Source organism: Halomonas sp. McD50-4 (assembly GCF_022348135.1).
Lineage (GTDB): Bacteria > Pseudomonadota > Gammaproteobacteria > Pseudomonadales > Halomonadaceae > Vreelandella > Vreelandella piezotolerans.
Window position 1 is genome coordinate 18094 of sequence record NZ_JAKRFG010000011.1, and the last position, 22944, is coordinate 41037.

At 58.3% G+C, this 22944-nt stretch carries 39 protein-coding genes and 1 riboswitch; of the genes, 9 read left to right on the forward strand and 30 right to left on the reverse strand.

Annotated elements, in window-relative coordinates:
* Nucleotides 1-41: 41 nt before the first annotated feature.
* Nucleotides 42-1169, forward strand: a complete 1128-nt coding sequence (locus MHM85_RS13375) for a zinc ABC transporter substrate-binding protein (protein WP_239286249.1) — start codon at nucleotides 42-44, stop codon at nucleotides 1167-1169.
* A 139-nt stretch (nucleotides 1170-1308) separates the two neighbouring features.
* The gene (locus tag MHM85_RS13380; protein ID WP_239286251.1) at nucleotides 1309-1986 is read left to right on the forward strand and encodes a cupin domain-containing protein; all 678 of its coding nucleotides are present in this window, start codon (nucleotides 1309-1311) and stop codon (nucleotides 1984-1986) included.
* Here the strand turns inward: MHM85_RS13380 and MHM85_RS13385 are convergent.
* Both MHM85_RS13385 and gloA read right to left on the reverse strand, forming a co-directional pair.
* Entirely contained in the window at nucleotides 1983-2348 is a 366-nt protein-coding gene (locus MHM85_RS13385; protein ID WP_153843229.1) for a DUF6164 family protein, read from the reverse strand. The two genes, MHM85_RS13380 and MHM85_RS13385, sit on opposite strands and share 4 nt — an antisense overlap.
* A gap of 2 nt (nucleotides 2349-2350) precedes the next feature.
* Complete coding sequence (gene gloA, locus MHM85_RS13390; protein ID WP_139527884.1) at nucleotides 2351-2884, reverse strand: lactoylglutathione lyase; 534 nt, start codon at nucleotides 2882-2884, stop codon at nucleotides 2351-2353.
* 191 nt (nucleotides 2885-3075) lie between these two features.
* Between gloA and MHM85_RS13395 the strand changes: the two genes are divergently transcribed.
* The 7 genes from MHM85_RS13395 (at nucleotide 3076) to MHM85_RS13425 (ending at nucleotide 7702) form a co-directional block, all read left to right on the forward strand.
* A complete protein-coding gene (locus MHM85_RS13395) occupies nucleotides 3076-3450 on the forward strand; it encodes a DUF2237 domain-containing protein (RefSeq protein WP_153843231.1) in 375 nt (124 codons plus the stop codon).
* Between the two features lie 124 nt (nucleotides 3451-3574).
* Nucleotides 3575-3919 carry a hypothetical protein gene (locus tag MHM85_RS13400; RefSeq protein WP_139527882.1) on the forward strand — a complete coding sequence of 115 codons (345 nt, stop codon included), beginning with the start codon at nucleotides 3575-3577 and terminating at the stop codon, nucleotides 3917-3919.
* 44 nt (nucleotides 3920-3963) lie between these two features.
* Nucleotides 3964-4055: riboswitch (TPP riboswitch) on the forward strand.
* A 24-nt stretch (nucleotides 4056-4079) separates the two neighbouring features.
* On the forward strand, nucleotides 4080-4889 hold the full coding sequence (gene thiM, locus MHM85_RS13405) for a hydroxyethylthiazole kinase (protein ID WP_219862390.1): 810 nt from the start codon (nucleotides 4080-4082) through the stop codon (nucleotides 4887-4889).
* A complete protein-coding gene (gene thiE / locus MHM85_RS13410) occupies nucleotides 4879-5493 on the forward strand; it encodes a thiamine phosphate synthase (RefSeq protein ID WP_219862389.1) in 615 nt (204 codons plus the stop codon). The genes thiM and thiE overlap by 11 nt, the downstream gene beginning before the upstream one ends.
* On the forward strand, nucleotides 5490-6410 hold the full coding sequence (locus MHM85_RS13415) for a LysR family transcriptional regulator (protein ID WP_219862387.1): 921 nt from the start codon (nucleotides 5490-5492) through the stop codon (nucleotides 6408-6410). Before thiE ends, MHM85_RS13415 begins: the two co-directional genes overlap by 4 nt.
* Before the next feature lie 90 nt (nucleotides 6411-6500).
* Nucleotides 6501-6908: a DoxX family protein gene (locus MHM85_RS13420; protein ID WP_153843235.1), complete on the forward strand. Its 408-nt coding sequence runs from the start codon at nucleotides 6501-6503 to the stop codon at nucleotides 6906-6908.
* A gap of 56 nt (nucleotides 6909-6964) precedes the next feature.
* Nucleotides 6965-7702, forward strand: a complete 738-nt coding sequence (locus MHM85_RS13425; protein ID WP_153843236.1) for a class III extradiol ring-cleavage dioxygenase — start codon at nucleotides 6965-6967, stop codon at nucleotides 7700-7702.
* A 3-nt stretch (nucleotides 7703-7705) separates the two neighbouring features.
* Here MHM85_RS13425 and MHM85_RS13430 read toward each other — a convergent pair whose 3' ends face one another.
* The 28 genes from MHM85_RS13430 to rplD form a co-directional block, all read right to left on the reverse strand.
* Entirely contained in the window at nucleotides 7706-8581 is an 876-nt protein-coding gene (locus MHM85_RS13430) for a DMT family transporter (RefSeq protein ID WP_153843237.1), read from the reverse strand.
* Between the two features lie 105 nt (nucleotides 8582-8686).
* Nucleotides 8687-10078 (reverse strand): serine hydrolase, encoded by a 1392-nt coding sequence (locus MHM85_RS13435; protein WP_239286253.1) that lies wholly within the window; start codon nucleotides 10076-10078, stop codon nucleotides 8687-8689.
* A gap of 197 nt (nucleotides 10079-10275) precedes the next feature.
* Entirely contained in the window at nucleotides 10276-10662 is a 387-nt protein-coding gene (gene rplQ / locus MHM85_RS13440) for a 50S ribosomal protein L17 (RefSeq protein ID WP_044628819.1), read from the reverse strand.
* Between the two features lie 39 nt (nucleotides 10663-10701).
* The gene (gene rpoA / locus MHM85_RS13445; protein ID WP_239286255.1) at nucleotides 10702-11697 is read right to left on the reverse strand and encodes a DNA-directed RNA polymerase subunit alpha; all 996 of its coding nucleotides are present in this window, start codon (nucleotides 11695-11697) and stop codon (nucleotides 10702-10704) included.
* Between the two features lie 125 nt (nucleotides 11698-11822).
* Entirely contained in the window at nucleotides 11823-12443 is a 621-nt protein-coding gene (gene rpsD, locus MHM85_RS13450; protein ID WP_044628820.1) for a 30S ribosomal protein S4, read from the reverse strand.
* A gap of 12 nt (nucleotides 12444-12455) precedes the next feature.
* On the reverse strand, nucleotides 12456-12842 hold the full coding sequence (gene rpsK / locus MHM85_RS13455) for a 30S ribosomal protein S11 (protein WP_009099028.1): 387 nt from the start codon (nucleotides 12840-12842) through the stop codon (nucleotides 12456-12458).
* 52 nt (nucleotides 12843-12894) lie between these two features.
* Nucleotides 12895-13251: a 30S ribosomal protein S13 gene (gene rpsM / locus MHM85_RS13460; protein WP_062363022.1), complete on the reverse strand. Its 357-nt coding sequence runs from the start codon at nucleotides 13249-13251 to the stop codon at nucleotides 12895-12897.
* A gap of 121 nt (nucleotides 13252-13372) precedes the next feature.
* The gene (gene rpmJ, locus MHM85_RS13465; RefSeq protein WP_009099023.1) at nucleotides 13373-13486 is read right to left on the reverse strand and encodes a 50S ribosomal protein L36; all 114 of its coding nucleotides are present in this window, start codon (nucleotides 13484-13486) and stop codon (nucleotides 13373-13375) included.
* Between the two features lie 28 nt (nucleotides 13487-13514).
* Nucleotides 13515-14846 carry a preprotein translocase subunit SecY gene (secY, locus tag MHM85_RS13470; RefSeq protein ID WP_054640906.1) on the reverse strand — a complete coding sequence of 444 codons (1332 nt, stop codon included), beginning with the start codon at nucleotides 14844-14846 and terminating at the stop codon, nucleotides 13515-13517.
* On the reverse strand, nucleotides 14847-15281 hold the full coding sequence (gene rplO / locus MHM85_RS13475; RefSeq protein WP_089674586.1) for a 50S ribosomal protein L15: 435 nt from the start codon (nucleotides 15279-15281) through the stop codon (nucleotides 14847-14849). It abuts the gene before it with no gap.
* Between the two features lie 3 nt (nucleotides 15282-15284).
* Nucleotides 15285-15467, reverse strand: a complete 183-nt coding sequence (rpmD, locus tag MHM85_RS13480; protein ID WP_139527875.1) for a 50S ribosomal protein L30 — start codon at nucleotides 15465-15467, stop codon at nucleotides 15285-15287.
* Nucleotides 15468-15473: 6 nt separating this feature from the next.
* Nucleotides 15474-15974 (reverse strand): 30S ribosomal protein S5, encoded by a 501-nt coding sequence (gene rpsE / locus MHM85_RS13485; protein WP_044628824.1) that lies wholly within the window; start codon nucleotides 15972-15974, stop codon nucleotides 15474-15476.
* 11 nt (nucleotides 15975-15985) lie between these two features.
* Nucleotides 15986-16336, reverse strand: coding sequence for a 50S ribosomal protein L18 (rplR, locus tag MHM85_RS13490; protein ID WP_139527874.1), 351 nt, complete (start codon nucleotides 16334-16336; stop codon nucleotides 15986-15988).
* Between the two features lie 9 nt (nucleotides 16337-16345).
* Nucleotides 16346-16876, reverse strand: coding sequence for a 50S ribosomal protein L6 (gene rplF, locus MHM85_RS13495; protein ID WP_139527873.1), 531 nt, complete (start codon nucleotides 16874-16876; stop codon nucleotides 16346-16348).
* Nucleotides 16877-16885: 9 nt separating this feature from the next.
* On the reverse strand, nucleotides 16886-17278 hold the full coding sequence (gene rpsH / locus MHM85_RS13500; RefSeq protein ID WP_009723892.1) for a 30S ribosomal protein S8: 393 nt from the start codon (nucleotides 17276-17278) through the stop codon (nucleotides 16886-16888).
* 32 nt (nucleotides 17279-17310) lie between these two features.
* Nucleotides 17311-17616, reverse strand: coding sequence for a 30S ribosomal protein S14 (gene rpsN, locus MHM85_RS13505; RefSeq protein WP_044628827.1), 306 nt, complete (start codon nucleotides 17614-17616; stop codon nucleotides 17311-17313).
* 10 nt (nucleotides 17617-17626) lie between these two features.
* Nucleotides 17627-18166 (reverse strand): 50S ribosomal protein L5, encoded by a 540-nt coding sequence (gene rplE / locus MHM85_RS13510; RefSeq protein WP_139527872.1) that lies wholly within the window; start codon nucleotides 18164-18166, stop codon nucleotides 17627-17629.
* A gap of 18 nt (nucleotides 18167-18184) precedes the next feature.
* Entirely contained in the window at nucleotides 18185-18499 is a 315-nt protein-coding gene (gene rplX, locus MHM85_RS13515) for a 50S ribosomal protein L24 (RefSeq protein WP_009723895.1), read from the reverse strand.
* Between the two features lie 14 nt (nucleotides 18500-18513).
* Complete coding sequence (rplN, locus tag MHM85_RS13520) at nucleotides 18514-18885, reverse strand: 50S ribosomal protein L14 (protein WP_009723896.1); 372 nt, start codon at nucleotides 18883-18885, stop codon at nucleotides 18514-18516.
* A 50-nt stretch (nucleotides 18886-18935) separates the two neighbouring features.
* Nucleotides 18936-19196, reverse strand: a complete 261-nt coding sequence (gene rpsQ, locus MHM85_RS13525; protein ID WP_009723897.1) for a 30S ribosomal protein S17 — start codon at nucleotides 19194-19196, stop codon at nucleotides 18936-18938.
* A 1-nt stretch (nucleotide 19197) separates the two neighbouring features.
* Nucleotides 19198-19389: a 50S ribosomal protein L29 gene (rpmC, locus tag MHM85_RS13530; RefSeq protein ID WP_027337514.1), complete on the reverse strand. Its 192-nt coding sequence runs from the start codon at nucleotides 19387-19389 to the stop codon at nucleotides 19198-19200.
* Entirely contained in the window at nucleotides 19389-19802 is a 414-nt protein-coding gene (gene rplP, locus MHM85_RS13535; protein WP_007112000.1) for a 50S ribosomal protein L16, read from the reverse strand. Before rplP ends, rpmC begins: the two co-directional genes overlap by 1 nt.
* Nucleotides 19803-19817: 15 nt before the next feature.
* Nucleotides 19818-20522, reverse strand: a complete 705-nt coding sequence (rpsC, locus tag MHM85_RS13540; RefSeq protein ID WP_018917731.1) for a 30S ribosomal protein S3 — start codon at nucleotides 20520-20522, stop codon at nucleotides 19818-19820.
* An 11-nt stretch (nucleotides 20523-20533) separates the two neighbouring features.
* Entirely contained in the window at nucleotides 20534-20866 is a 333-nt protein-coding gene (gene rplV, locus MHM85_RS13545; protein ID WP_044628831.1) for a 50S ribosomal protein L22, read from the reverse strand.
* Nucleotides 20867-20884: 18 nt separating this feature from the next.
* Nucleotides 20885-21160: a 30S ribosomal protein S19 gene (gene rpsS / locus MHM85_RS13550; RefSeq protein ID WP_009098993.1), complete on the reverse strand. Its 276-nt coding sequence runs from the start codon at nucleotides 21158-21160 to the stop codon at nucleotides 20885-20887.
* A 33-nt stretch (nucleotides 21161-21193) separates the two neighbouring features.
* Entirely contained in the window at nucleotides 21194-22024 is an 831-nt protein-coding gene (gene rplB / locus MHM85_RS13555) for a 50S ribosomal protein L2 (RefSeq protein WP_044628832.1), read from the reverse strand.
* Between the two features lie 17 nt (nucleotides 22025-22041).
* Nucleotides 22042-22338 (reverse strand): 50S ribosomal protein L23, encoded by a 297-nt coding sequence (gene rplW / locus MHM85_RS13560; RefSeq protein ID WP_009723902.1) that lies wholly within the window; start codon nucleotides 22336-22338, stop codon nucleotides 22042-22044.
* Complete coding sequence (rplD, locus tag MHM85_RS13565; protein WP_139527871.1) at nucleotides 22335-22940, reverse strand: 50S ribosomal protein L4; 606 nt, start codon at nucleotides 22938-22940, stop codon at nucleotides 22335-22337. Before rplD ends, rplW begins: the two co-directional genes overlap by 4 nt.
* Nucleotides 22941-22944 lie beyond the last annotated feature (4 nt).

Consider the following 22944-nt stretch of genomic DNA (forward strand, 5'->3'; position numbering starts at 1 on the left):
AGTCGTCGTTTTCCGCTTTCTTACATCATCAGGAGCATGTTATGTCGTTTTTCTCTTCATCGCGTTGGTTAGTGGGCGTGTCGGCCATGTTGGCGTTGCCTGCGGCCATGGCGAACGAGCGGGTTCAAGTCGTCACCAGTTTCTCCATCCTGGCGGATATGGTCGAGAACGTCGGAGGAGAGCATGTGAAGGTCAGTGCCCTGGTTGGCCCGGATGGCGATGCTCACGTTTACTCCCCAAGCCCCGGCGATGCCCGAGCACTGGCAGGGGCAGACCTAGTGGTCTTCAACGGTTTGCTGTTCGAGGGCTGGATGGAGCGCCTGATTGACTCCAGCGACTACGACGGCCCATTGGTCACCGCCACCGACGGCATCGCACCCCGCGCTTTTGCGTCGCACGGTCACGATGACCACGCGCACCATGACGAGCACGACCATGCGCATGAAGAACACGGTCATGAAGAGCATGAACATGAAAAGCACAGCCATCATGAACACGGTCACGACGATCATGCGCATGATGACCATAGCGGTCACGAGCATGGTGATGACGACCCTCACGCTTGGCAAGATCTGCAGCAGGCGAAAGTCTACGTCACCAATATTCGCGATGGCTTGATCGAGGCGGATAGCGCCAATGCGCAGAGCTACCAAGCCAACGCCGAGCGTTATCTGGCAGAGCTGGATAACGTTGATGCCGAGATTCGTGAACTGCTAAGCGAGATTCCTGCGTCGGCCAGCGTCATCACCGGCCATGACTCCTTTGGCTACTTCTCCAGCGCCTACGGCGTGAATTTTCTTTCACCGGTTGGTCTATCGACCGAAGCCGATCCCAGCGGTGCCAGCATGGCCGCACTGATCGATGTGATCGAGCAGGAGAACGTACAGGCGCTGTTCCACGAGAACATGACCAACCAAGCGATCATTACGCAGCTAGCGGAAGAGACCGGCCTGCCCATCGCTGGCACGCTATACGCCGATGCGCTGGCCAGTGAAGGCGATGCCAGCACCTACCTTGGCATGATGCGCCATAACGCCCGGGTGCTGCACGATGCCCTAGCTACTCCGGGCCATGAAGCTCATGGTCATGACGACCACGACCACGACCACGACCACGACCACGACCACGACCACGACCACGACCACGACGATCATGGTCATCGCCACTAGACCAGGCCGGCAAGGCCCTATACCGCCCCATTAGGGCGGTATTTTTTTGCATTGCATTTTGCTGTCGGGATGGGGAGACTGACACCCACAGCGCCGCTGCCACTGTTCACTGTTTACTTCACCGCAAAGAGCCACGACCATGCGCCTAAACGCCGACTTTAGCCACTTTGCCTGTGTCACGCCGGAACAGTATCGCTGGGTGACCTCGCCTAGCGCAGGTGTCGAACGTATGATGCTGGATCGCATTGGCGATGAGGTGGCCCGCGCCACGAGCCTGGTGCGCTACGCGCCCAACAGCCAGTTCAGCCGCCATACCCACGAAGGCGGTGAGGAAATTTTGGTGCTCGAAGGCGTGTTTGCCGATGAGCATGGCCGTTACCCAGCGGGCAGCTATCTACGCAACCCCATCGGCACGGGACACACGCCGCGCATTGGCGACGAGGGTGCGCTGATCCTGGTGAAACTTCATCAGTTCGATGAAAACGACCTGCTCCAACTCGCCATTCCCGCCCACCGCCTGCCCTGGCAGCCCGACCGTCGGCCAGGCATCACCTACAAAATGCTGCACACCTATCAACATGAACGCGTCAGCCTAGAGCGTTGGGAAGGCGAGGTCATTATCGACTATCCGGCACTGCCGGGCGGCTTGGAGCTGTTCGTACTGGAGGGCTCGCTACGTGACGCAGACACCGAGTACCCGGCAGGTAGCTGGTGCCGCTATCCCCCGGGGGCTGCCCCGCGGCTTAGCGCTGGACCCTCAGGGGTCATGATGTACGTCAAACGCGGACACCTATCTAACGCGCTGTGCGACGTTTAGCGGGCGAGTCCTACGAACGGCAGTAAGGTCAGCAGAGCGATCATAAGCACCGCCACGATCACTAGCGTGACTTGAAGCGGATGGGCCATGAAGCGTCGCCACAGCGTAGGGGCATCATCACGCGCCAGCGCCTCTTCGTGTTCACGGCGCACCTTGGCTAATCGCTCGGCCTGGTAACGCGCCAGCACCGCCTCGGCATCGTCTTGCTGTGCTGGGTCGCGCAGCCAGATGGCATCAACTCCCAGGCGGAAAAAGCCCGCCTGGGTTTCGTACACGTCGAAACCATGTTCTTCCAGCAGTTGGCGGACTTCCATGGCCTCTTCATCGGTCACATGGCGCAACCGAAACAGCAGATGAGCCATCGTTAATCGCCCATGCCTGCCATACGGTCGGCTTGAATCACTTCGATCCAATAACCATCGGCGTCTTTGACGAAGATCACGTCTTTCATTTTACCTTGGTCGGCACGCTTCACGAAGGTGACGTCGTGCTCATCGAACCACGCTTGGGCGGCTTCCAAGTCCGGCACGCTAAAACAGATGTGCCCGAAGCCTTGCGGCTCGGCATTACCGTCGTGGTAGGCAAAGTCCTGCTCGTTTTCGGTGCCCCAGTTATGGGTCAGCTCTAGCAGGCCTTTCTGGCTGAAGGTCCAGGCGGTGCGCGCTTGGGTCTCTTCCGGCACGTGATCGCTCTCCTCGACATTGGCCAGAAAGTAGAGCGAAAACTGCATCTCCTCGAAGTCCAGACGGCGCAGCACCTGCATGCCAAACACCTTGGAGTAAAACGCGAGCGCACGCTCAGGGTCTTTGACCCGCAGCATGGTGTGGTTCAAGCGAAAGCCCTGGGTTTGCGAAGCGGCCGGGGTCACCCCCGGATGCTGTTCACCTTGATACGACATGACACTCTCCTGGTTGGATGATGCTTGTGTTTACGCGATGCAAAATCTTTGACGGACGTATGACTTTGTACAAGGCTTAGGCGACAGCGTCGTGCTTCCCGCTGCCTGTGCATCACTGCCTTTGAAGGCGTTATTTCCCATGTTATGAGGGCGAGGAACGCAGAATTCCAGCCTGCCCCCGAGGAGTCTTTATGTCCCGTGATCTAAACGTATTGGGTGAACCGCTCACGCCCTGCTGCCACTCGCCGAAAACCGGTTTCTATCGCGATGGTTTTTGCCGGGTAGGGCCAGACGATGTCGGCATCCATTCGGTGTGCGCCATGGTGACCGAGGAGTTTTTGGCCTTCTCCAAGGCGCAAGGCAACGACTTGGTGACACCGCGGCCGGAGTTTGGCTTTCCCGGTTTGAAACCCGGGGATCGCTGGTGTCTTTGCGCGCACCGCTGGGCCGAAGCGGCACAGGTAGGACTCGCGCCGCCGGTCGTTTTGTCCGGTACGAACGAGCGAACGCTAGAGATCATTCCACTGGTCAAACTCCAGCAGCATGCGCTAGATGCCGTGCATTAATACCTGGGCCAAGGCGCCCCCGAATGCCCCTGGAAAAATGATGCAAATCTTCTACACTTCTATTTCGACAATTTTACATAGTGACCCGTGATGCCCCATGAACGGCGTCCGATAGGAGCACGTCATGACAGCTATCGATATGACCCTTGGCGATCGCCTGACATTGAAGCAGCTGAGTAATGCGATTCAAAACGGCTTCTCCCCCATCGTCGAAGTCGAATCCATGGACGGTATCTACAAAGTGCGTTTCCACCATGCTAATGGCGTCTCGGACCTATGTGACGCTCAAGGTCGCGTCAGCACCTTTCTGGGAACCGGTGAAATTCGCGATGCCCTGGGCCAACTCGGCTTAACCCATGGCGTGCTGACCTTTGCCGATCAGTGTGGCGACGAAATGATTGGCGTGCAGGGTCGAGCCATCACCCCTGACGAAATGCTCACGTACGGGACCCGCATCGCGTTTCGTTAACTCGTTGCGGGCTTTACAGCGCCGTCCAAGGCTAGGATAGTACCCACCAACGACAGGGGCGCCGTTCAGCGGCTGAGAAGCACCCTTTGAACCTGAACCGGATAACGCCGGCGTAGGGAGTCGTGGTGCTTACCACCACCTCCTTACCCGGGAGGAAACCATGACCTACCCCCCACTTGGCGACATGCTCGCCGCTTTACGTGAGTCTACGCCGCTCGTACACTGCATGACCAATTATGTGGCCATGAACAGTACCGCCAACCTGCTGCTGGCCACGGGCGCATCGCCTGCCATGCTGCACGCCGCCGAAGAAGTCGCTGAGTTTACCACGATGGCAAACGCGCTCTCCATCAATATCGGCACGCTCTCTGCTCCCTGGGCCGAGTCGATGCAGCTGGCAGCGCGCACGGCCGATACGACCGACACCCCCTGGGTGCTGGACCCCGTCGCCGTCGGGGCCACCGAGTTCCGCCAGCGGGTGTGCCAGGCGCTGCTGTCCCATCGCCCCAGCGTCATTCGCGCCAATGCCTCGGAAGTGATGGCGCTGGCCGGCTTGGCCAGCCAAGGGCGTGGGGTCGATGCCACGGCCTCCGTCGATGACGCCACTCACGCCGCCATGACGCTCGCCCAGCGGCAACGCTGCATCGTCGCCATGACCGGCGAGACCGATGTCATCACCGATGGTAGCCACCACGTCCGGTTATCCGGGGGCCATCCGCTGATGCCCCGCGTTACGACGCTGGGCTGTGGCTTGAGCGCCTTGGTGGCTGGGTTCGTTGCCGCCAACCGCGAGCACCCGCTGGCCGCGACGCTGGCCGCCCTGGCGTGCTTTGGCATCGCCGGGCATCGTGCGGGTCAGCAGGCCAAGGGGCCGGGCAGCTTTCAGGTCGCGTTTCTGGATGCACTTTACCAGCTCACTCCAGAGGATCTTTCGTCGCAAAGCCAAATGGAGACGCTGCATGCCGTGTGATCTTTCGCTCTATTTGGTGACCGATGCCGCTCTGTGCGCGGAAGCGGGCCTCGAAGCGACGGTGGAAGCCGCCGTCAAAGGGGGCGTGACCGTGGTGCAGCTACGCGACAAGCATGCCAGCGACGAGGCGATGATCGAACAAGCCAAGCGCCTCAAAAGGCTGCTGGCGGGCACCCACGTGCCGCTGATCATCAACGACCGACTCGCCGTGGCCGTCGCCAGCGGCGCCGACGGCCTGCATGTTGGCCAGAGCGATACCGCGGTTCTAGAGGCGCGGGAGGCGCTGGGGCCGCAGGCCATTCTAGGACTGTCGATCAACACTCTCGCGCAGCTTCGTGACGCGCCCATCGCGCTGTTGGACTACGTCGGGTTAGGCCCCATTTTCGCCACTGCCAGCAAGCAGGATCATGCTCGGCCCATCGGCTTCGAGGGCCTGGCCGAGCTGGTGCGCGCCTGCCCGTTGCCCAGCGTGGCGATTGGCGGCTTAAAGGCGCAGCACGCCGCCCAAGTGAGTGCCGCCGGTGCCCAAGGGATGGCGGTGATTTCTGCGATCTGCGGCCAGCCCGACCCTTACCGGGCGGCGCTGGCGTTTCGCGCCTCATGAGTCAGCTGGACCAGCTGACCGCTTTCGTCAAAGTGGCGGAGCTTGGCAGCTATACCCGCGCTGCCGAGGCACTGGATCTTTCACGTACGCGGGTGTCGCGGCAGGTCATGGCGCTAGAGGAGACGCTGGGCGCGCGATTGATCCAGCGCACGACACGGCGGCTGCATCTCACCGATGCGGGAGAGCGCTATTTAGCCCATGCCCAGGCCATTTTGCTGGCGTTGGAGGAGGCCGCTGCCGATGTCGGCAGTGGCACTCACACTGTGAGCGGGCGGCTGCGTATCAATGGTCCCATGAGTTTCGGCACGCGCTATCTCGCGCCTCAGGTAGCGAAGTTCATGCAGGCGCACCCCGCACTCGACGTACGCCTCGATCTCAACGACCGCCGCGTAGACTTGTTGGAGGAGGGCTATGATGTCGCCATCCGCATCGGTAGCCTGCCCGACTCCAGCCTAATCGCCAGACGGCTAGCCCGCTGCCAGCTTGTGCTGTGCGCGTCACCCGGCTATTTAGCGCAGTACGGTACGCCTTTGCGCATCGGGGACCTGGCGCAGCACCACTGCCTGCGCTATCGCAGCGGGCAGAACAGCGGCGACTGGCGCTTCGGCCAGCAGTACGTTAGCGTCACGGGGCCGCTGGAGAGCAATAATGGGGATATGTTGACCCATGCCGCAGAAGCGGGATTAGGCATCGCCCAGCAACCCAGTTTTCTGGTTCATGAGAGCATCCAGCGGGGGCACTTGGTGCCGCTTCTGTTAGACCTACCGCCGACCTACCTAGACATACACGCCCTCTACCCCGCACGGCGTTTTCTACCCGCCAAGGTAGCGCACTTCATCGATCAGTTGGCCGATGCCTGGGGCGACCCACCCATATGGGAACAGGGGCTTGGATTATCGCGTATATCGCAACAGTAAAGTGCTCATCGGTTAGATTATCTTCTCCTCTCGCTAGCCTACAGTAGCATCATCGCATCCATGGTGATGCCCAAAACGCGAGAGAGTGCTATGACGACGTTACCTACCCCGACGACAACCCTTCATGCAACCGCCCTACTGCGCGTTAGCCTAGGTGTGATGGCCCTGGCTCACGGCCTGATGAAAGTGTTCGTGTTTACGCTTCCTGGCACGGTGGGCTACTTCGAATCGCTTGGCCTGCCCGGTTTCATGGCTTACTTGACCATTGCCGCCGAAGTCGGCGGAGGCTTGGCCCTGATGCTGGGCCTATACACCCGCTGGGTGAGTCTGGCGCTAGTACCGGTGCTGCTCGGCGCCGCCTGGGTACACCTCGGTAACGGCTGGGTCTTCTCCAATCCCGGCGGCGGCTGGGAGTTCCCAGTGTTCTGGGCCGTGGCCCTCCTGGTGCAAGCCGGCCTGGGCAGCGGTAGCTTCGTCATCAGCCGCCGACTGGCATAATCCAATGGCCTGCCGAGAATCACACGTTGGCAGGCCCATTGACTGGAGCGCATCCTATGTTACCGAGTCTCTTCATCTCCCACGGCTCTCCCATGCTGGCGCTCACCCCCACGCCAGCCCATCACTTCTTGAGGAAGCTGGGCCGCACTCTGCGACCCAAGGCCGTCGTGGTGGTTTCAGCACACTGGGAGACCGAACGGTTGCAGGTGAGCCGTAGCGCGACACCTACGACTATCCACGATTTTGGCGGTTTTCCCGACGCCCTGTTTGCCGTGCAGTACCCAGCGCCTGGGGAACCCGTCTTGGCCAAACGTTTGGCCCAACAGCTAGGCGCCACGGAGACGGAGCGCGGACTGGATCACGGCGCGTGGGTGCCACTGTCACTGATGCATCCGGATGCCGATATACCGGTGGTGTCGCTATCACTGCCCAGCCGCTGGGGTGCTAGCGAGTTGATCGCCCTGGGCGAGCAGCTCGCACCGCTGCGTCAGGAGGGTATCCTGGTGATCGGTTCGGGCAGCTTGACCCACAATCTCTACGAGCTGCAGGCTCAGGGCAGTCAAGTGCCGGCTTGGGTCGAGCGTTTCGCCGAGTGGGTGCATGCAAGGCTGCGAGAAGATGACCGCGATGCACTCATCCACTGGCAACGCGGCCCCGATGCTGAACGTAATCACCCCACACCCGAGCACTTTCAGCCGCTTCTGGTAGCCATGGGGGCGGGCGGACAGGCAACACTGCGTCATCACAGCGTCGAACACGGCGTGCTGGCCATGGATGTCTATCAGTTTGCCTAACGTCTACGCCGTTGGGCGGCGTTTCAAGGTAGTGCGTCGATCGTGGTAAGCGATAGCTAAGCCGCTCAACATGATCAGCGCGCTGCCGACCCATACCCAAAGGTCCGGCAGCTCTCCCCAGAACCACCAACCCAACAGCACCGCCCAGAGCATGGCCGTATAATCGAAAGGGGCTGCAATGGCCGCAGGCGCATAGCGAAAGGCCAGAGTAATGAATGCCGTGGCACCAACACCCAACACCCCAGATACCAAAAATCCAAGCCAATGCCACGGCTGTGGGGTTTGCCATACCCAGGGCAAACTCACGGCCGTCACGACCAGCGGCACCATGGTCATATAGAACACCATCGCCCATAGGTGCTCGTTGGCGCCATAGCGCCGCGCCGTCACCATCATGAGCGCATAGAACACCGCCGCCGCAAGAACGATCATTGCGCCCAGCTGGAAAGCATCACCGCCAGGGCGCACGACGATCAGCACTCCTAAGAAGCCTAGCAGCGACGCCACCAGCACCGGCGGGTCGATACGCTCACCCAGCAGCGGTACGGAGAGTAGCGTCACGAACAGGGGTGCCACGAAGGCAATCGCCGTGGCCTCGGCCAAGGGCAGCAGGGTCAAGCCCCACACGAAGCAGACCATCGTGGCGGTGTAAATCAAACCGCGCAGCAGATGCACGCCTGGACGCCGAGTACGCAGCTTGCGTAATCCGCCGCTTACGTAAGCCAACAGGGCAATCAGCGGCAGCGATACCAATGTGCGGAAAAAGATGATCTGTAAGGGCGAGTGGACGGCTCCCAGCCATTTAGAGACCGCATCGCCAAGCGCCAAAAACAGCACGCCTAAGCACATGAATAAAATGCCTTTTAGCGAGGGCGTCATCCGTTGTCTCCTCTTCTACGTTTATTATTGTGGCTGCGCACCCAGACGCACAGCATAAAAAAGCCCCGCCAACCGGGGATTGGCGGGGCAGCGATATCATGCGGCTCAAAGACTCGCGTTGACCACCATGCAGTCCATGCCCTGCGCCTGTAGCGCTTGGCACGCTTGGCGTGCCTGCGATTCGTTCAATGAGACGACACGGGCGCGAAACACTGTCGTGGGCCCCTGAAGCGGATCGATGGCAACGCGGCCTCCCACGCTCGTTGGCAACCGCTGTGCGGCTTGGCGAGCAAACTGCTCTGCCTGTGCCGCTTGGCTAAATGCTCCGACTTGTATGCCCCAACTCGCCGAGGCTGCTTGCCCCTCAGGCGACGCACTGGCCAGTACCTGCTCCCGCTCGATAAAGGCCTGCAGCGGATCTGGAGACGCGGAGGGCGGCGTACGGTCTGCCTCAGCAGCATCAATGAGTTGAGATTCGACGGCCTGCGCGGGCGTTGTTCGTGTAGCGCTCGGTGTCGGGGAGAGGGACGTTGCCGAGACATTGGCTACCATCGGCTGGGTAGAGGGACGAACAGGCGTTGACTGTCGCAGCGGTTGCGCAGGCCCGGCAAAGCCCATGAACTCACTGGAAAAGCTCGTGTTCGCCAACCAAGTGCGCTGATCTCTGAGCGAGGCGCGCATAAAGCTACGGTCCAGCAGATCCGCCATGTGGGTATCCCGCGAGGAGGAGCTAAATCCGCCCATCACCACGGCCACCATCCGCCGACCGTTGTGAACGGCGGTGGTGGCTACGTTAAAGCCCGAAGCACGAATAAAGCCGGTTTTCAAACCGTCGGCCCCCGGGTAGTCGCGCACCAAGCGATTGTGGCTGGTATGGCGCGTGCCACGATAGGTGAACTCCTGCAACCCGAAGTAGTGATAGTATTGAGGAAAGTCCTGCATGACTCGTACCGAGAGCGTCAGCATGTCACGCGCGGTCGTCCTTTGCTGGTCATCGGGCAGCCCAGAGGCGTTGCGGAAGGTGGTGGCGTTCATCCCCAGTTCACGGGCTTTCACTGTCATCAGGTTAGCAAAGCGCTGCTCGCTGCCACCTAATGCTTCCGCCACGACCACGGCCACATCGTTGGCAGAGCGCACGGCTAGCGCACGAATCGCCGTATCCACAGGAATGGAGCTACCGGCCGACAGCCATAGTTTGGTCGCCGGCATGGCAGCCGCCTGAGCAGAAACGGGCAACGGCTGATCGAGGCTTAGCCTTCCCTCCTCCAGCGCTTCGAATGTTAGGTAGAGTGTCATCATTTTCGTGAGCGACGCAGGATAGCGTGGCTCGTCAGCATTTTCAGCGTATAGCACTTCGCCGTTTTCGAGATCCACAACGATGCCTGCATAACGAGGATTCGCCTGGGCGTTGGCGCTACCCATCAGCATCATCATCAGCATGACCAGTAGCCAGTGCGCCGCCCAAACCGCTGTGCTCACTCCTCGTGTTGTTGCCATACCGACCTCTTACTGATTGATCACACTGCCCGACGCTTGGCCGTTCATACGGCTGCTGCATTAGCCTAGCATGCCTTATCGTTAAATTGATCTTCCCTTAGAGCATTCATCTCGATAAAGCAGCGGAAAAAGCGCAGATATAAAAAAACCGACCCAAAAGGGTCGGTTTTCATTGTGCCTACCAGAAGGAGCAGCGCTTATTCAGCGACGGCTTCTTCTTCAGCCACCGGGCGGTCTACGAGCTCAACGTACGCCATGGGCGCGTTGTCGCCGGTGCGGTAACCGCACTTGAGAATACGGATGTAACCACCCGGACGCTCGGCGTAACGCGGACCCAGCTCGTTGAACAGTTTGCCGACGGCTTCTTTGGAGCGCGTACGAGCAAACGCCAAACGGCGGTTTGCAACGCTATCCTGCTTTGCCAGGGTGATCAGCGGCTCGATAACGCGACGCAGTTCCTTGGCCTTGGGCAGGGTTGTCTTGATGACTTCATGTTCGACCAGCGAGACAGACATGTTCTTGAACATGGCCTGACGGTGCGAGCTGGTACGATTCAGATGACGACCACTCTTACGATGACGCATGGTTGTGATTCCTTACCAAACTGGGACTCAAGTCGACGCTTACGCGGAGGCCTTGTCGTCCTTCAGGCTAGCGGGTGGCCAATTTTCCAGCCGCATGCCGAGGGACAAGCCGCGCGCTGCCAATACATCCTTGATTTCATTCAAGGACTTCTTACCGAGGTTCGGGGTCTTCAGCAGCTCCACTTCCGTGCGCTGAATCAGATCACCGATGTAGTAGATATTCTCGGCTTTGAGGCAGTTAGCGCTGCGTACGGTCAACTCGAGATCGTCTACGGGGCGCAATAGGATCGGATCGACGTGATCCTCTTCCTCTTCGACTTCCTGCTCTTTATCAGCTTCCAGGTCGACGAAGGCGGCCAGCTGCTCTTGCAGAATGGTCGCACTGCGACGGATAGCCTCTTCCGGACCCAGGGTACCGTCGGTTTCCAGGTCGATAATCAGCTTATCGAGGTCGGTACGCTGCTCGACACGAGCGGCTTCGACCGAGTAGGAAACACGGCGAACAGGGCTGAAGGTGGCATCCAGCTGCAGGCGTCCAATCGCACGGGTCTCTTCATCAGAGCCACGAGCGTCAGCCGGTTCGTAACCACGACCCAGCGCGACCTTAAGCTGAATTTTCAGCTCGGCACCTTCATTGACGTGTGCAATGACATGGTCCGGGTTGACGATTTCGACGCTATGATCAAGCGCAATGTCGCCAGCGGTGACGACGGCTGGGCCCTGCTTGTTCAGCGAGAGCACCGCCTCATCGCGGCTGTGCATCTTGATCGCAACATCTTTCAAGTTCAGGAGGATTTCGATGACATCTTCCTGCACCCCTTCGAGCGCACTGTATTCGTGCTCTACACCGGCAATTTCAGCCTCTACCACAGCGGCGCCGGGCATGGATGAAAGCAGAATGCGACGAAGTGCATTCCCCAGGGTGTGACCAAAGCCGCGCTCGAATGGTTCGAGGACGATTTTGGCATGATGTGCGCTGATTTCTTCGACCTTGATGTCGCGAGGACGAAGAAACTCTGTCACTGAACGCTGCATATGAACACCTTTCAGGCTGCCAAACGGATACTGAGTACTCTAAAGCACAATACTCAAGAGCATCTGGGCGGTTAGCTTTGCTATCCCGCCCAGGCCTCAAGAAGCAGAAACGTACATCAAACTGCTTACTTGGAGTACAGCTCGACGATCAGGTTTTCGTTGATGTCGGCAGTCAGGTCACCGCGTTCAGGCAGAGCCTTGAAAGTGCCTTCCATCTTCTTGGCGTCGATGTCGATCCAAGCGATGTCGCCACGGTTGGCCGCAATGGTCAACGCGTTTTGAATACGGGCTTGGTTCTTCGCCTTTTCACGGATAGCGACCACGTCACCGGGCTTCACTTGGTAGGAAGCAACGTTAACGGTGCGGCCATTCACGGAAATCGCCTTGTGGCTGACCAGCTGACGCGCTTCAGAGCGAGTCGAGCCGAAGCCCATGCGGTAGACGACGTTGTCCAGTCGGGATTCGAGCAGCTGCAACAATACTTCACCGGTCGCACCTTTGAGGCGAGCGGCTTCTTTGTAGTAGTTGCGGAACTGCTTTTCGAGTACGCCATACATACGGCGTACTTTCTGCTTCTCACGAAGCTGCAAGCCGTAGTCGGAAAGACGCTGACGACGCTGGCCGTGTACACCCGGGATCTGCTCGGATTTACACTTCTTCTCGAAGGGAGTCACGCCACTCTTCAGGAAGAGATCGGTGCCTTCACGACGAGACAATTTGCACTTAGGTCCAATATAACGAGCCATGAATCTGTCTCCTTAAACGCGGCGTTTCTTAGGCGGACGGCAGCCATTGTGGGGAATGGGCGTCGCGTCTACGATGCTTTGCACGCGGAAGCCGGCGGCATTCAGTGCGCGCACGGCGGATTCACGGCCGGGACCGGGGCCTTTGACCAGCACGTCTACGTTTTTCACACCATACTCGGCTGCAGCAGTCGCTGCACGTTCGCTTGCCACTTGCGCAGCGAACGGGGTGCTCTTACGAGAACCACGAAAACCCGAACCACCGGCAGTTGCCCAAGAGAGAGCATTGCCCTGGCGGTCTGTGATCGTCACGATCGTGTTGTTAAAAGAGGCATGGATATGCGCAACGGCATCCACTACCTGCTTTTTAACCTTTTTACGGTTACTACGCGGGTTAGCCATGTTGATGTCTATTCCTGTCTATACGCTGGCTCTCTATGAAAGAGCCTGCGTGTTATTTGCGGATCGGCTTACGCGGGCCCTTACGGGTACGCGCGTTAGTCTTGGTCCGCTGACCACGCAGCGGAAGACTACGACGATGACGCAGACCACGGTAGCAGCCTAAGTCCATGAGACGCTTGATGTTAAGCGTGACATCACGACGAAGGTCGCCTTCTACGGTGAACTTACCAACTTCAGAACGCAGGGTATCCAGCTCATCGCTGGACAGGTCTACGATCTTGGCAGTCGGCGCGATACCGGCAGCAGCACAAATGTGCTTAGCGCGAGTACGGCCAATCCCGAAGATATAGGTCAGCGAGATCGCCGCATGCTTGTTGTCCGGGATATTGACGCCTGCAATACGGGCCATCAGCTTACTCCGAAATTTGAGCGGCTTGCTCGTTTAATCATCTACAAAAGGCGCAACAGCATACCCCTTTATAAGCCCTAAGGCAAGGGGTATGCCGGCACCCGCTTAATACAGCCCAGGTTTAGCCCTGACGCTGTTTGTGCCGCGGTTCGATGCAAATGACGCGAACAGCGCCATTGCGACGAATGATCTTGCAGTTACGGCACATCTTCTTTACGGAAGCTCGAACTTTCATCGTTCTCTCCAATTCGCAACGGCGCGCCTCAGCGCATGATGCCGCCGCTACCGTAGCCTTTCAGGTTGGACTTCTTCATCACTGAGTCATATTGATGCGACATGAGATGCGACTGCACCTGGGCCATGAAGTCCATGATGACCACTACCACGATCAGCAGCGACGTACCGCCAAAGAAGAACGGGACGTTCCACGCTACGATCAGGAACTGGGGCATCAGGGAAACCGCAGTGATATACAAGGCACCGAACAGAGTGAGACGCGTCATCACTTTGTCGATATAGCGAGCGGTCTGCTCGCCGGGGCGAATGCCCGGCAGGAAGGCGCCTGACTTTTTCAAATTGTCAGCCACATCCTTGGGATTGAAGACCAGCGCTGTGTAAAAGAAGCAGAAGAATACCACTGCCGCCGCGAAAAGCAAGATGTAAAGCGGTTGGCCAGGGCCTAACGCTTGTGATGCACGCTGCAACCACTCCATCCCTTCGCCAGCCCCTACCCACTGACCGATCGAAGCCGGAAAGAGAAGGATGCTAGAAGCAAAGATGGCTGGAATAACACCGGCCATGTTCACCTTCAAAGGCAAGTAGCTGCTTTGGCCTGCATACATCTTATTGCCGACTTGGCGTCGCGGATAGTTCACTTTGAGGCGGCGTTGACCGCGCTCGATGAACACCACGAACGCAACGGTGGCAATACCTAGCACTGACAGCGCTAACAGCGGAAGAACATTCCAGGCCCCTTCATTGCGAGCAAGCTCGAACGCTTGCCCCACGGCACTGGGCAGCCCAGCGACGATCCCCGCGAAGATCAGCAGCGAAATACCGTTGCCAATCCCCTTCTCGGTGATCTGCTCACCTAGCCACATCATAAACACCGCGCCCGACACGAACGTGATGATCGCAGTGAAATAGAAGCTGAAGTCAGCGCTGTAAGCGATGCCTTGGCTAGCCAGACCCACGGACATGCCGGTAGCCTGGACAAGTGCCAGTATCACCGTGCCGTAGCGGGTGTACTGGCTGATCTTGCGGCGGCCAGCCTCGCCCTCTTTCTTGAGCTGTTCAAGATGAGGGGAGACCGCAGTCATGAGCTGCATGATAATCGACGCCGATATGTAGGGCATAATGCCCAAGGCGAGGACGCTCATGCGCTCCAGGGCGCCACCCGAGAACATGTTGAACATGCCTAGGATGGTGCCCTGTTGCTCCCTAAACAAGGCAGCAAGCTGGTCAGGATTGATACCGGGAACGGGAATGTGGGCACCGATACGGTACACCACGATGGCGAGGAGCACGAAGCGCAAACGCGCCCACAGTTCACTCAGACCGCTGCCCATCGCCGGCATATTTCCTGACTTGGCCATTTAGTCCTCTACCTTGCCGCCAGCGGCTTCGATCGCTTCACGGGCACCTTTGGTGACCTTGATACCACGAACGGTAACCGCCTTGTTCAGTTCGCCAGAAAGGATGATTTTCGCGTGTTGCGTTGCATCCTTCAGCACGTTGGCTTGCTTTAAGGTTTCCATGGTGACCTCGTCACCGGCAACCTTGGCAAGCTCGGCCAGGCGGACTTCTTCAGATACCAGCGATTTAGCGGACGTGAAGCCGAACTTCGGCAGACGACGCTGCAGCGGCATCTGACCGCCTTCGAAACCTGGCTTGACGCTACCGCCACTGCGAGATTTCTGACCTTTGTGGCCACGGCCACCGGTCTTACCAAGACCGGAACCGATACCACGACCAACGCGCTTTTCAGCGTGCTTGGAGCCCGGTGCCGGGCTCAGGGTATTGAGTTTCATGGATTACTCTCCCTCAACGCGCACAAGGTAGGTCACCTTGTGGATCATGCCGCGTACGGCAGGGGTGTCTTCCAGCTCAACCGTATGACCGATGCGACGCAGGCCCAGGCCCTTCATAGTAGCCTTGTGCTTGGGCAAAACGCCGATGGTGCTGCGGATCTGGGTAACCTTGATCGTTGCTGCCATGGTGCCTTACCCCGTGATCGCTTCGACAGACAGACCGCGTTTGGCGGCCACGTCTTCCGGTGCTTGCATGGAGGAGAGACCTTTGACAGTCGCCCGCACCACGTTAACCGGGTTGGTGGAACCGTAGCACTTGGCCAGTACATCGTGGACACCGGCCAGCTCTAGTACAGAGCGCATGGCGCCACCGGCGATGATACCGGTACCTTCGGAGGCTGGCTGCATGTACACCTTGGAAGCGCCGTGACGGGCTTTGACCGGGTACTGCAGCGTGTTGCCTGCAAGGTTGACCTTGACCATGTTGCGACGAGCTTGATCCATCGCTTTCTGGATTGCGACCGGCACTTCACGCGCCTTGCCACGACCGAAACCGACACGACCTTTACCATCACCAACGACGGTCAGTGCGGTGAAGCCGAAAATACGACCACCCTTGACCACCTTGGCGACGCGGTTGACCTGCACTAACTTCTCTTGCAGATCGCCGCTTTGCTGTTCGTTCTTCGCCATCGTAAAACCCTTTAGAATTCCAGGCCGCCTTCACGAGCGGCGTCGGCCAGAGCCTTGACGCGACCGTGATACTTAAAGCCAGCACGGTCGAAGGCCACCTGGGTGATGCCTGCTTCTTTAGCGCGCTCGGCAATCAGAGCACCGACCTTAGTAGCCGCGTCTGTGTTGCCGGTCGCACCCTCGCGCAGTGCCTTGTCCAGCGTAGAAGCACTGGCCAGCACTTTGCCACCATCCGGCGAGATAATCTGCGCGTAGATGTGACGCGGGGTACGGTTGACGCACAGGCGATACACGCCCAGCTCGCGGATCTTGGCGCGAGCGCGGCGGGCACGACGGAGACGAGATTCTTTCTTCGCGTTCATAACCCTGCCTTACTTCTTCTTGGCTTCTTTGCGACGCACCTGCTCGTCGGCGTACCGTACACCCTTGCCTTTATACGGCTCAGGCGGACGGAAGGCGCGGATTTCCGCGGCGCACTGACCGAGCATCTGCTTGTCCGCGCTTTTCAGCACGATCACGGTGTTTTTCGGCGTTTCCGCCGTAACACCCTTAGGCAGTTCGTAGTCGACCGGGTGCGAGAAGCCCAGTGAAAGATTGAGCGTCTGGCCCTTAGCTTGGGCACGATAACCGACGCCAACAATTTCGAGAGTTTTTGTGAAACCCTCAGATACGCCCGTGACCAGGTTCTGAACCAAGGCGCGGGTAGTACCGGCCATTGCCCAGCTCTTGGCAGACTCACTCGGGGCGAAGGTCAGCTGGCCGTCTTCTTGAGCGATCACCACGTCTTGGTGAACGGTCATAGACAGCGTGCCCTGGCCGCCTTTGGCGGTCAGCTGGCCAGCGTCGATTTTGATGTCGACACCAGCAGGCACTTTAACCGGATATTTCGCTATGCGGGACATTCCAGCCTCCTAGAATACGGTGCAGATGACTTCGCCACCGACGCCTGCTTGGCGCGCGGCACGATCGGTCATGACACCATTAGAGGTGGTGACAATCGCGATACCCAGACCATCGGCGACCTTAGGCAGGTTGTCTTTGCCTTTGTACTGGCGCAGAGACGGCTTGGAAACCCGCTGAATGTGCTCGATAACCGGCTTACCCTCAAAGTACTTGAGAGTAACGGTCAGCTCGGGTTTAACGCCTTCAGCCACCGTAAAGTCGGTAATGTAGCCTTCTTCCTTTAGCACGCGGGCCACTTCGACTTTCAGCTTGGAGGACGGCATGGTAGCCGTCTCCTTGGTGGCCATCTGCGCATTGCGGATACGGGTGAACATATCCGCCAGAGTGTCTTGCATGCTCATTTAATGTGCGCTCCTGATGATTCTACGTGGCGTTACCAGCTGGACTTCTTCAGACCAGGGACGTCGCCACGCATGGCGGCTTCACGCAGCTTGTTACGGCCGAGACCGAACTTGTTGTAAAAACCGTGCGGACGGCCAGTCACGCGGCAGCGATTACGCTGACGCACCGGGCTTGAGTCGCGCGGCAGTTGCTGCAGCTTCAGCGTCGCCTCGAAACGATCTTCTTCAGAAGCGTTCACGTCCGAGATGATTTTCTTGAGCTCTGCGCGCTTAGCCGCATACTTCTCGACTAGCTGAGTACGCTTGAGCTCACGCTCTACCATACTTTTCTTAGCCATGATCCAACCCTTATTTCTTGAACGGGAAGTTCAGTGCAGCTAGCAGCGCACGGCCTTCCTCGTCGGTGTTGGCGGTAGTAGTGATAGTGACGTCCAGCCCCCGAACGCGATCGATCTTATCATACTCGATCTCCGGGAAGATGATCTGCTCACGCACACCCATAGAGTAATTGCCGCGACCGTCAAAAGACTTCGGGTTAAGACCACGGAAGTCACGCACGCGGGGAATCGCAATGTTTACCAGGCGGTCCAGGAAGTCCCACATACGCTCTGCGCGCAGTGTCACTTTGATACCGATCGGCCAACCTTCGCGCACCTTGAAGCCCGCGATGGACTTGCGTGCCTTGGTCACCAGCGGCTTCTGACCAGAGAGTTTCTCCAGGTCGCCGATGGCGTTGTCGATCAGCTTTTTATCACTGACCGCTTCGCCGATACCCATGTTCAGAGTCACTTTCGTGATCCGGGGTACCTGCATTACGTTGGCGTAGCTGAACTGCTCTTTGAGTTGAGCTACCACCTCGTTTTGATAACGTTCTTTCAAGTTCGCCATTTTGCTACCCGACTCGCGTTAGGCGTCGATCTGCGTCTGCGTCGACTTGTAGATACGTACCTTGGTACCGTCTTCCTTAACTTGGAAGCCGACGCGATCCGCCTTACCGGTCTCCGAATTGAAGATGGCTACGTTGGACGCGTGAATCGGAGCCTCACGCTCGACGATACCGCCCTGATTACCCGCCATGGGATTGGGCTTGGTGTGACGTTTGATCATGTTCACACCAGACACCACGAAGCGGTTTTCTAGTACCCGCTTAACGGTGCCGCGCTTGCCCTTATCCTTCCCGGCGATGACGATGACTTCATCGTCACGTTTGATCTTTTGCATATCCGCCTCGCTCCTTACAGCACTTCAGGCGCTAGGGAAATGATCTTCATGAACTTCTCGTTACGAAGTTCACGAGTTACCGGCCCGAAGATACGCGTGCCGATCGGCTGTTCGTTGGTGTTGTTCAACAAAACTGCCGCATTTCCATCGAAACGGATCAGCGAACCGTCACTACGACGGACGCCACTACGGGTGCGAACGACCACCGCTTTCAGCACTTGGCCTTTTTTGACCTTACCGCGCGGAATCGCTTCTTTCACCGTTACCTTAATGACGTCACCAACGCGGGCGTAACGACGGTGAGAACCGCCTAGCACCTTGATGCATTGCACCCGGCGCGCTCCGCTGTTGTCGGCGACATCCAGCATTGTCTGAGTCTGAATCATCGGTTTTCTCCAAACCTAATCTGACTGCACTGGTTGGACAGACGCAGGGGTTAACCTTTGGCCTGCTCGACCACCTCGACCAGCGTCCAGGCTTTCTTCTTGGAAAGCGGACGGCACTCCTGAATGGAAACCGTATCGCCTGCCTTTGCCTGGTTCGCCTCATCATGGGCGTGCAGCTTGGTGGAGCGCTTAACGTATTTTCCGTAGATCGGGTGACGCTCACGACGCTCGATCATAACGACGATGGACTTGTCCATCTTGTCGCTGACCACCTTGCCGGTCAGCGTACGTGTTTTTTTCTCTTCGGCCATCTCAATCACCTGCCTTCTCGTTGAGCACAGTCTTAACGCGGGCGATATCCCGACGGACCTGCTTGAGCAGATGAGTCTGGCTCAGTTGGCCAGTGGCCTTCTGCATGCGCAGGTTAAACTGCTCGCGGAGGAGCTCGAGGAGCTGCTCTTTGAGCTCTCCTGCGGACTTTTCACGAATTTCCTGGGCTTTCATCACATCACCGTCCGTTTCGCAAAGGTGGTGGACAGGGGCATCTTCTGGGCGGCCAGCTCAAATGCTTCACGGGCCAGCTCTTCGGACACACCTTCAATTTCGTACAGGACCCGACCCGGCTGGATCTGGGCTACCCAGTACTCAACTGAACCTTTACCCTTACCCATACGAACTTCGAGCGGCTTCTTGGAGATCGGCTTGTCCGGGAATACGCGGATCCAAATCTTACCGCCACGTTTGACGTGACGTGTGATCGCACGACGGCCAGCTTCGATCTGACGCGCAGTGATGCGGCCACGACCGGTTGCTTTGAGACCGTACTCCCCGAAGCTGATCTTGCTTCCGCGATGCGCCAGGCCACGGTTGCGGCCTTTCATCATCTTGCGGAATTTCATACGCTTGGGCTGTAACATCGACTCGCTCTCCCCTTACCTGGAACCTTTCTTCTTGGGCGCGTTGCCGGCAGGCTGCTGTTGCTTCGCCTTGGCACGTACTTCCTCGATACCGCCGAGGATTTCACCCTTGAAGATCCACACTTTGACGCCGATGACGCCGTAGGTGGTGTGAGCTTCGTAAGTGGCGTAGTCGATGTCCGCACGCAGAGTGTGCAGCGGAACGCGACCTTCGCGGTACCATTCGGTACGTGCGATTTCGGCACCACCCAGACGACCTGACAGCTGAATCTTGATGCCGCCAGCGCCAAGACGCATTGCGTTCTGTACCGCGCGCTTCATGGCACGACGGAACATGACGCGACGCTCCAGCTGACCCGCTACGTTGGCAGCGACCAGCTTGGCATCCAGCTCCGGCTTGCGAACTTCTTCGATGTTCACATGAACCGGAACACCCATCATCTCGGTCAGATCGCGACGCAGACGGTCGACATCTTCACCTTTTTTACCAATCACGATACCCGGGCGGGCAGTGTGAATGGTGATGCGGGCGTTGTTAGCCGGACGCTCGATGTGGATGCGGCTTACGGAAGCGTTTTTCAGACGCTCTTCCAGGAAGCTGCGCACTTCGAGATCGTTGTTGAGCTTATCGGCATAGGCGCCGCGCTCGGCATACCAGACAGAAGCATGGTCTTTGACGATGCCCAGTCGAATGCCTGTTGGATTGACTTTCTGACCCATCTGGTCGACTCCTACTTCTCGGCTACCTTGACGGTGATGTGGCAGGTGCGCTTCAAGATACGGTCCGCACGGCCTTTGGCGCGCGGCTTGATACGCTTGAGCGTCATGCCCTCATCGACGCAGATGGTCGAGACACGCAGCTCGTCGATGTCCATGCCGTTGTTTTCTTCCGCATTCGCGATGGCGGACTGAAGCACTTTCTTGACCAGTTTGGCAGCCTTCTTCGGGGAGAAGGTCAGCAGATCAAGCGCTTCGGCGACCGGTTTACCGCGCACCTGGTCAGCCACCAAACGGGCCTTCTGTGCGGATAAAGCAGCGCCACTCAGCTTAGCTGTGACTTCCATCTCTTAATCCTCTCTGGCTTACCGTTTGGCTTTCTTGTCCGCCGCATGCCCGCGATACGTGCGAGTGGCAGCGAATTCGCCCAGTTTGTGGCCAACCATTTCCTCGGAAACATGCACCGGGACGTGCTGGCGACCGTTATGGACAGCAATGGTGAGGCCTACCATGTTTGGCAGGATCATCGAACGACGCGACCAAGTCTTGATCGGTTTGCGGTCGTTCTTCTCCACTGCAGCCTCTACCTTCTTCAAAAGATGAAGGTCAATGAAGGGACCTTTCTTAAGTGAACGTGGCACAGCCGTTACCTCTTAATGTCTTGGCAATTTAGATCAACGTGTCTTATTACGACGACGAACGATCAGCTTGTCGGTGCGCTTGTTCTTACGCGTCTTATGACCCTTAGTCGGTACGCCCCACGGGGATACCGGGTGACGACCACCACTGGTGCGGCCTTCACCACCACCGTGCGGGTGATCCACCGGGTTCATCGCGACACCGCGAACAGTCGGACGCACACCTCTCCAGCGCTTCGCACCGGCCTTGCCAAGTTGACGCAGGCTGTGCTCGGAGTTGCTCACTTCACCCAAGGTTGCGCGGCACTCTGCCAACACTTTGCGCATTTCGCCAGAGCGAAGACGCAGCGTGGCGTAGTTACCTTCACGAGCAACCAGCTGAGCGCTAGTACCGGCACTGCGAGCAATCTGCGCGCCTTTACCCGGCTTCAGTTCGATACCGTGAACGGTAGAACCCAACGGGATGTTGCGCAGCGGCAAGGCATTGCCTTTCTTGATGGGCGCGTTGACACCAGACTCCAGCACGTCACCCGCGCTGACACCTTTCGGTGCAATGATGTAACGACGCTCGCCATCGGCATACTTCAGCAGTGCAATGTGCGCACTGCGGTTCGGGTCGTGCTCCAAACGCTCAACGGTGGCCGGAATGCCATCTTTGGTGCGTTTGAAGTCGATCAACCGATAGTGATGACGGTGCCCACCGCCCACGTGGCGGGTGGTGATGCGACCGTAGTTGTTACGGCCACCGGACTTGGACTGCTTTTCCAAAAGCGGTGCATAGGCACGGCCTTTGTACAGTTCCTCACCAACGATCTTGACGACGTGGCGACGACCGGCGGATGTGGGTTTGGTCTTGACGATTGCCATTATCCGTACTCCTGCCCTTATTCGGCGCCAGAGAAGTCTTCGAGCGTTTCACCCGCAGCCAGGGTCACATACGCTTTGCGGTAACCCTTACGCAGGCCAACGCCGTGAGCAGTACGCTTAGTTTTACCCTTGACGTTCAGCACCTGAACGCTGCCGACCTTCTTGCCGAACAGTGCTTCAACGGCTTTTTTGATCTCGGGCTTGGTAGCATCACTTGCCACCTTGAAAACGTACTGGTTGCGCTCGGCTGCCATCGCGGCCTTTTCGGTCACGTGCGGTCCAAGCAGAACCTTGAATACGCGTTCCTGGTTCATGCCAGCTTCTCCTCGAATTTACGCAGGGCGGAGACGGTGACCAGGACCTTATCAAAGGCAACCAGGCTCACCGGATCAGCTGCAGCGACATCCACCACGTCAACGTGGGGAAGGTTGCGTGCGGCCAGATAGAGCGTTTCATCGACTTCTTCAGTGACGATCAACACTTTCTCAAGGTTGAGCTCTTTCAGCTTGGCAGCGACCTGCTTGGTCTTCGGCGCTTCTACGCTGAACTCTTCAACAGCGACCAAGCGCTCTTGACGTACCAGCTCAGACAGGATGGAACGCATCGCCGCGCGGTACATTTTGCGGTTAACTTTCTGGGTGTAGTCCTGTGGACGCGCCGCGAAAGTGACACCGCCGCTGCGCCACAGCGGAGAGCGGATAGTACCGGCACGTGCACGACCGGTACCCTTCTGACGCCACGGCTTCTTACCACCACCACGTACGTCGGAACGGTTCTTTTGAGCGCGCGTGCCCTGACGGCCACCAGCCAAATAGGCGGTAACGACCTGGTGCACCAGCGCCTCGTTGAATTCTTTGCCAAAAGTGGCGTCGGCTACTTCAACGGTACCCGTGCCTGCAGCAAGATTCAGATTCATTGGT

Excerpts from the sequence above, each read along its gene's own strand:
- MHM85_RS13375 (WP_239286249.1), top strand. The coding sequence starts at position 42 with ATGTCGTTTTTCTCTTCATCGCGTTGGTTAGTGGGCGTGTCGGCCATG.
- MHM85_RS13380 (WP_239286251.1), top strand. The coding sequence starts at position 1,309 with ATGCGCCTAAACGCCGACTTTAGCCACTTTGCCTGTGTCACGCCGGAA.
- MHM85_RS13385 (WP_153843229.1), bottom strand. The coding sequence starts at position 2,348 with ATGGCTCATCTGCTGTTTCGGTTGCGCCATGTGACCGATGAAGAGGCC.
- gloA (WP_139527884.1), bottom strand. The coding sequence starts at position 2,884 with ATGTCGTATCAAGGTGAACAGCATCCGGGGGTGACCCCGGCCGCTTCG.
- MHM85_RS13395 (WP_153843231.1), top strand. The coding sequence starts at position 3,076 with ATGTCCCGTGATCTAAACGTATTGGGTGAACCGCTCACGCCCTGCTGC.
- MHM85_RS13400 (WP_139527882.1), top strand. The coding sequence starts at position 3,575 with ATGACAGCTATCGATATGACCCTTGGCGATCGCCTGACATTGAAGCAG.
- thiM (WP_219862390.1), top strand. The coding sequence starts at position 4,080 with ATGACCTACCCCCCACTTGGCGACATGCTCGCCGCTTTACGTGAGTCT.
- thiE (WP_219862389.1), top strand. The coding sequence starts at position 4,879 with ATGCCGTGTGATCTTTCGCTCTATTTGGTGACCGATGCCGCTCTGTGC.
- MHM85_RS13415 (WP_219862387.1), top strand. The coding sequence starts at position 5,490 with ATGAGTCAGCTGGACCAGCTGACCGCTTTCGTCAAAGTGGCGGAGCTT.
- MHM85_RS13420 (WP_153843235.1), top strand. The coding sequence starts at position 6,501 with ATGACGACGTTACCTACCCCGACGACAACCCTTCATGCAACCGCCCTA.
- MHM85_RS13425 (WP_153843236.1), top strand. The coding sequence starts at position 6,965 with ATGTTACCGAGTCTCTTCATCTCCCACGGCTCTCCCATGCTGGCGCTC.
- MHM85_RS13430 (WP_153843237.1), bottom strand. The coding sequence starts at position 8,581 with ATGACGCCCTCGCTAAAAGGCATTTTATTCATGTGCTTAGGCGTGCTG.
- MHM85_RS13435 (WP_239286253.1), bottom strand. The coding sequence starts at position 10,078 with ATGGCAACAACACGAGGAGTGAGCACAGCGGTTTGGGCGGCGCACTGG.
- rplQ (WP_044628819.1), bottom strand. The coding sequence starts at position 10,662 with ATGCGTCATCGTAAGAGTGGTCGTCATCTGAATCGTACCAGCTCGCAC.
- rpoA (WP_239286255.1), bottom strand. The coding sequence starts at position 11,697 with ATGCAGCGTTCAGTGACAGAGTTTCTTCGTCCTCGCGACATCAAGGTC.
- rpsD (WP_044628820.1), bottom strand. The coding sequence starts at position 12,443 with ATGGCTCGTTATATTGGACCTAAGTGCAAATTGTCTCGTCGTGAAGGC.
- rpsK (WP_009099028.1), bottom strand. The coding sequence starts at position 12,842 with ATGGCTAACCCGCGTAGTAACCGTAAAAAGGTTAAAAAGCAGGTAGTG.
- rpsM (WP_062363022.1), bottom strand. The coding sequence starts at position 13,251 with ATGGCCCGTATTGCAGGCGTCAATATCCCGGACAACAAGCATGCGGCG.
- rpmJ (WP_009099023.1), bottom strand. The coding sequence starts at position 13,486 with ATGAAAGTTCGAGCTTCCGTAAAGAAGATGTGCCGTAACTGCAAGATC.
- secY (WP_054640906.1), bottom strand. The coding sequence starts at position 14,846 with ATGGCCAAGTCAGGAAATATGCCGGCGATGGGCAGCGGTCTGAGTGAA.
- rplO (WP_089674586.1), bottom strand. The coding sequence starts at position 15,281 with ATGAAACTCAATACCCTGAGCCCGGCACCGGGCTCCAAGCACGCTGAA.
- rpmD (WP_139527875.1), bottom strand. The coding sequence starts at position 15,467 with ATGGCAGCAACGATCAAGGTTACCCAGATCCGCAGCACCATCGGCGTT.
- rpsE (WP_044628824.1), bottom strand. The coding sequence starts at position 15,974 with ATGGCGAAGAACGAACAGCAAAGCGGCGATCTGCAAGAGAAGTTAGTG.
- rplR (WP_139527874.1), bottom strand. The coding sequence starts at position 16,336 with ATGAACGCGAAGAAAGAATCTCGTCTCCGTCGTGCCCGCCGCGCTCGC.
- rplF (WP_139527873.1), bottom strand. The coding sequence starts at position 16,876 with ATGTCCCGCATAGCGAAATATCCGGTTAAAGTGCCTGCTGGTGTCGAC.
- rpsH (WP_009723892.1), bottom strand. The coding sequence starts at position 17,278 with ATGAGCATGCAAGACACTCTGGCGGATATGTTCACCCGTATCCGCAAT.
- rpsN (WP_044628827.1), bottom strand. The coding sequence starts at position 17,616 with ATGGCTAAGAAAAGTATGGTAGAGCGTGAGCTCAAGCGTACTCAGCTA.
- rplE (WP_139527872.1), bottom strand. The coding sequence starts at position 18,166 with ATGGCGAACTTGAAAGAACGTTATCAAAACGAGGTGGTAGCTCAACTC.
- rplX (WP_009723895.1), bottom strand. The coding sequence starts at position 18,499 with ATGCAAAAGATCAAACGTGACGATGAAGTCATCGTCATCGCCGGGAAG.
- rplN (WP_009723896.1), bottom strand. The coding sequence starts at position 18,885 with ATGATTCAGACTCAGACAATGCTGGATGTCGCCGACAACAGCGGAGCG.
- rpsQ (WP_009723897.1), bottom strand. The coding sequence starts at position 19,196 with ATGGCCGAAGAGAAAAAAACACGTACGCTGACCGGCAAGGTGGTCAGC.
- rpmC (WP_027337514.1), bottom strand. The coding sequence starts at position 19,389 with ATGAAAGCCCAGGAAATTCGTGAAAAGTCCGCAGGAGAGCTCAAAGAG.
- rplP (WP_007112000.1), bottom strand. The coding sequence starts at position 19,802 with ATGTTACAGCCCAAGCGTATGAAATTCCGCAAGATGATGAAAGGCCGC.
- rpsC (WP_018917731.1), bottom strand. The coding sequence starts at position 20,522 with ATGGGTCAGAAAGTCAATCCAACAGGCATTCGACTGGGCATCGTCAAA.
- rplV (WP_044628831.1), bottom strand. The coding sequence starts at position 20,866 with ATGGAAGTCACAGCTAAGCTGAGTGGCGCTGCTTTATCCGCACAGAAG.
- rplB (WP_044628832.1), bottom strand. The coding sequence starts at position 22,024 with ATGGCAATCGTCAAGACCAAACCCACATCCGCCGGTCGTCGCCACGTC.
- rplW (WP_009723902.1), bottom strand. The coding sequence starts at position 22,338 with ATGAACCAGGAACGCGTATTCAAGGTTCTGCTTGGACCGCACGTGACC.
- rplD (WP_139527871.1), bottom strand. The coding sequence starts at position 22,940 with ATGAATCTGAATCTTGCTGCAGGCACGGGTACCGTTGAAGTAGCCGAC.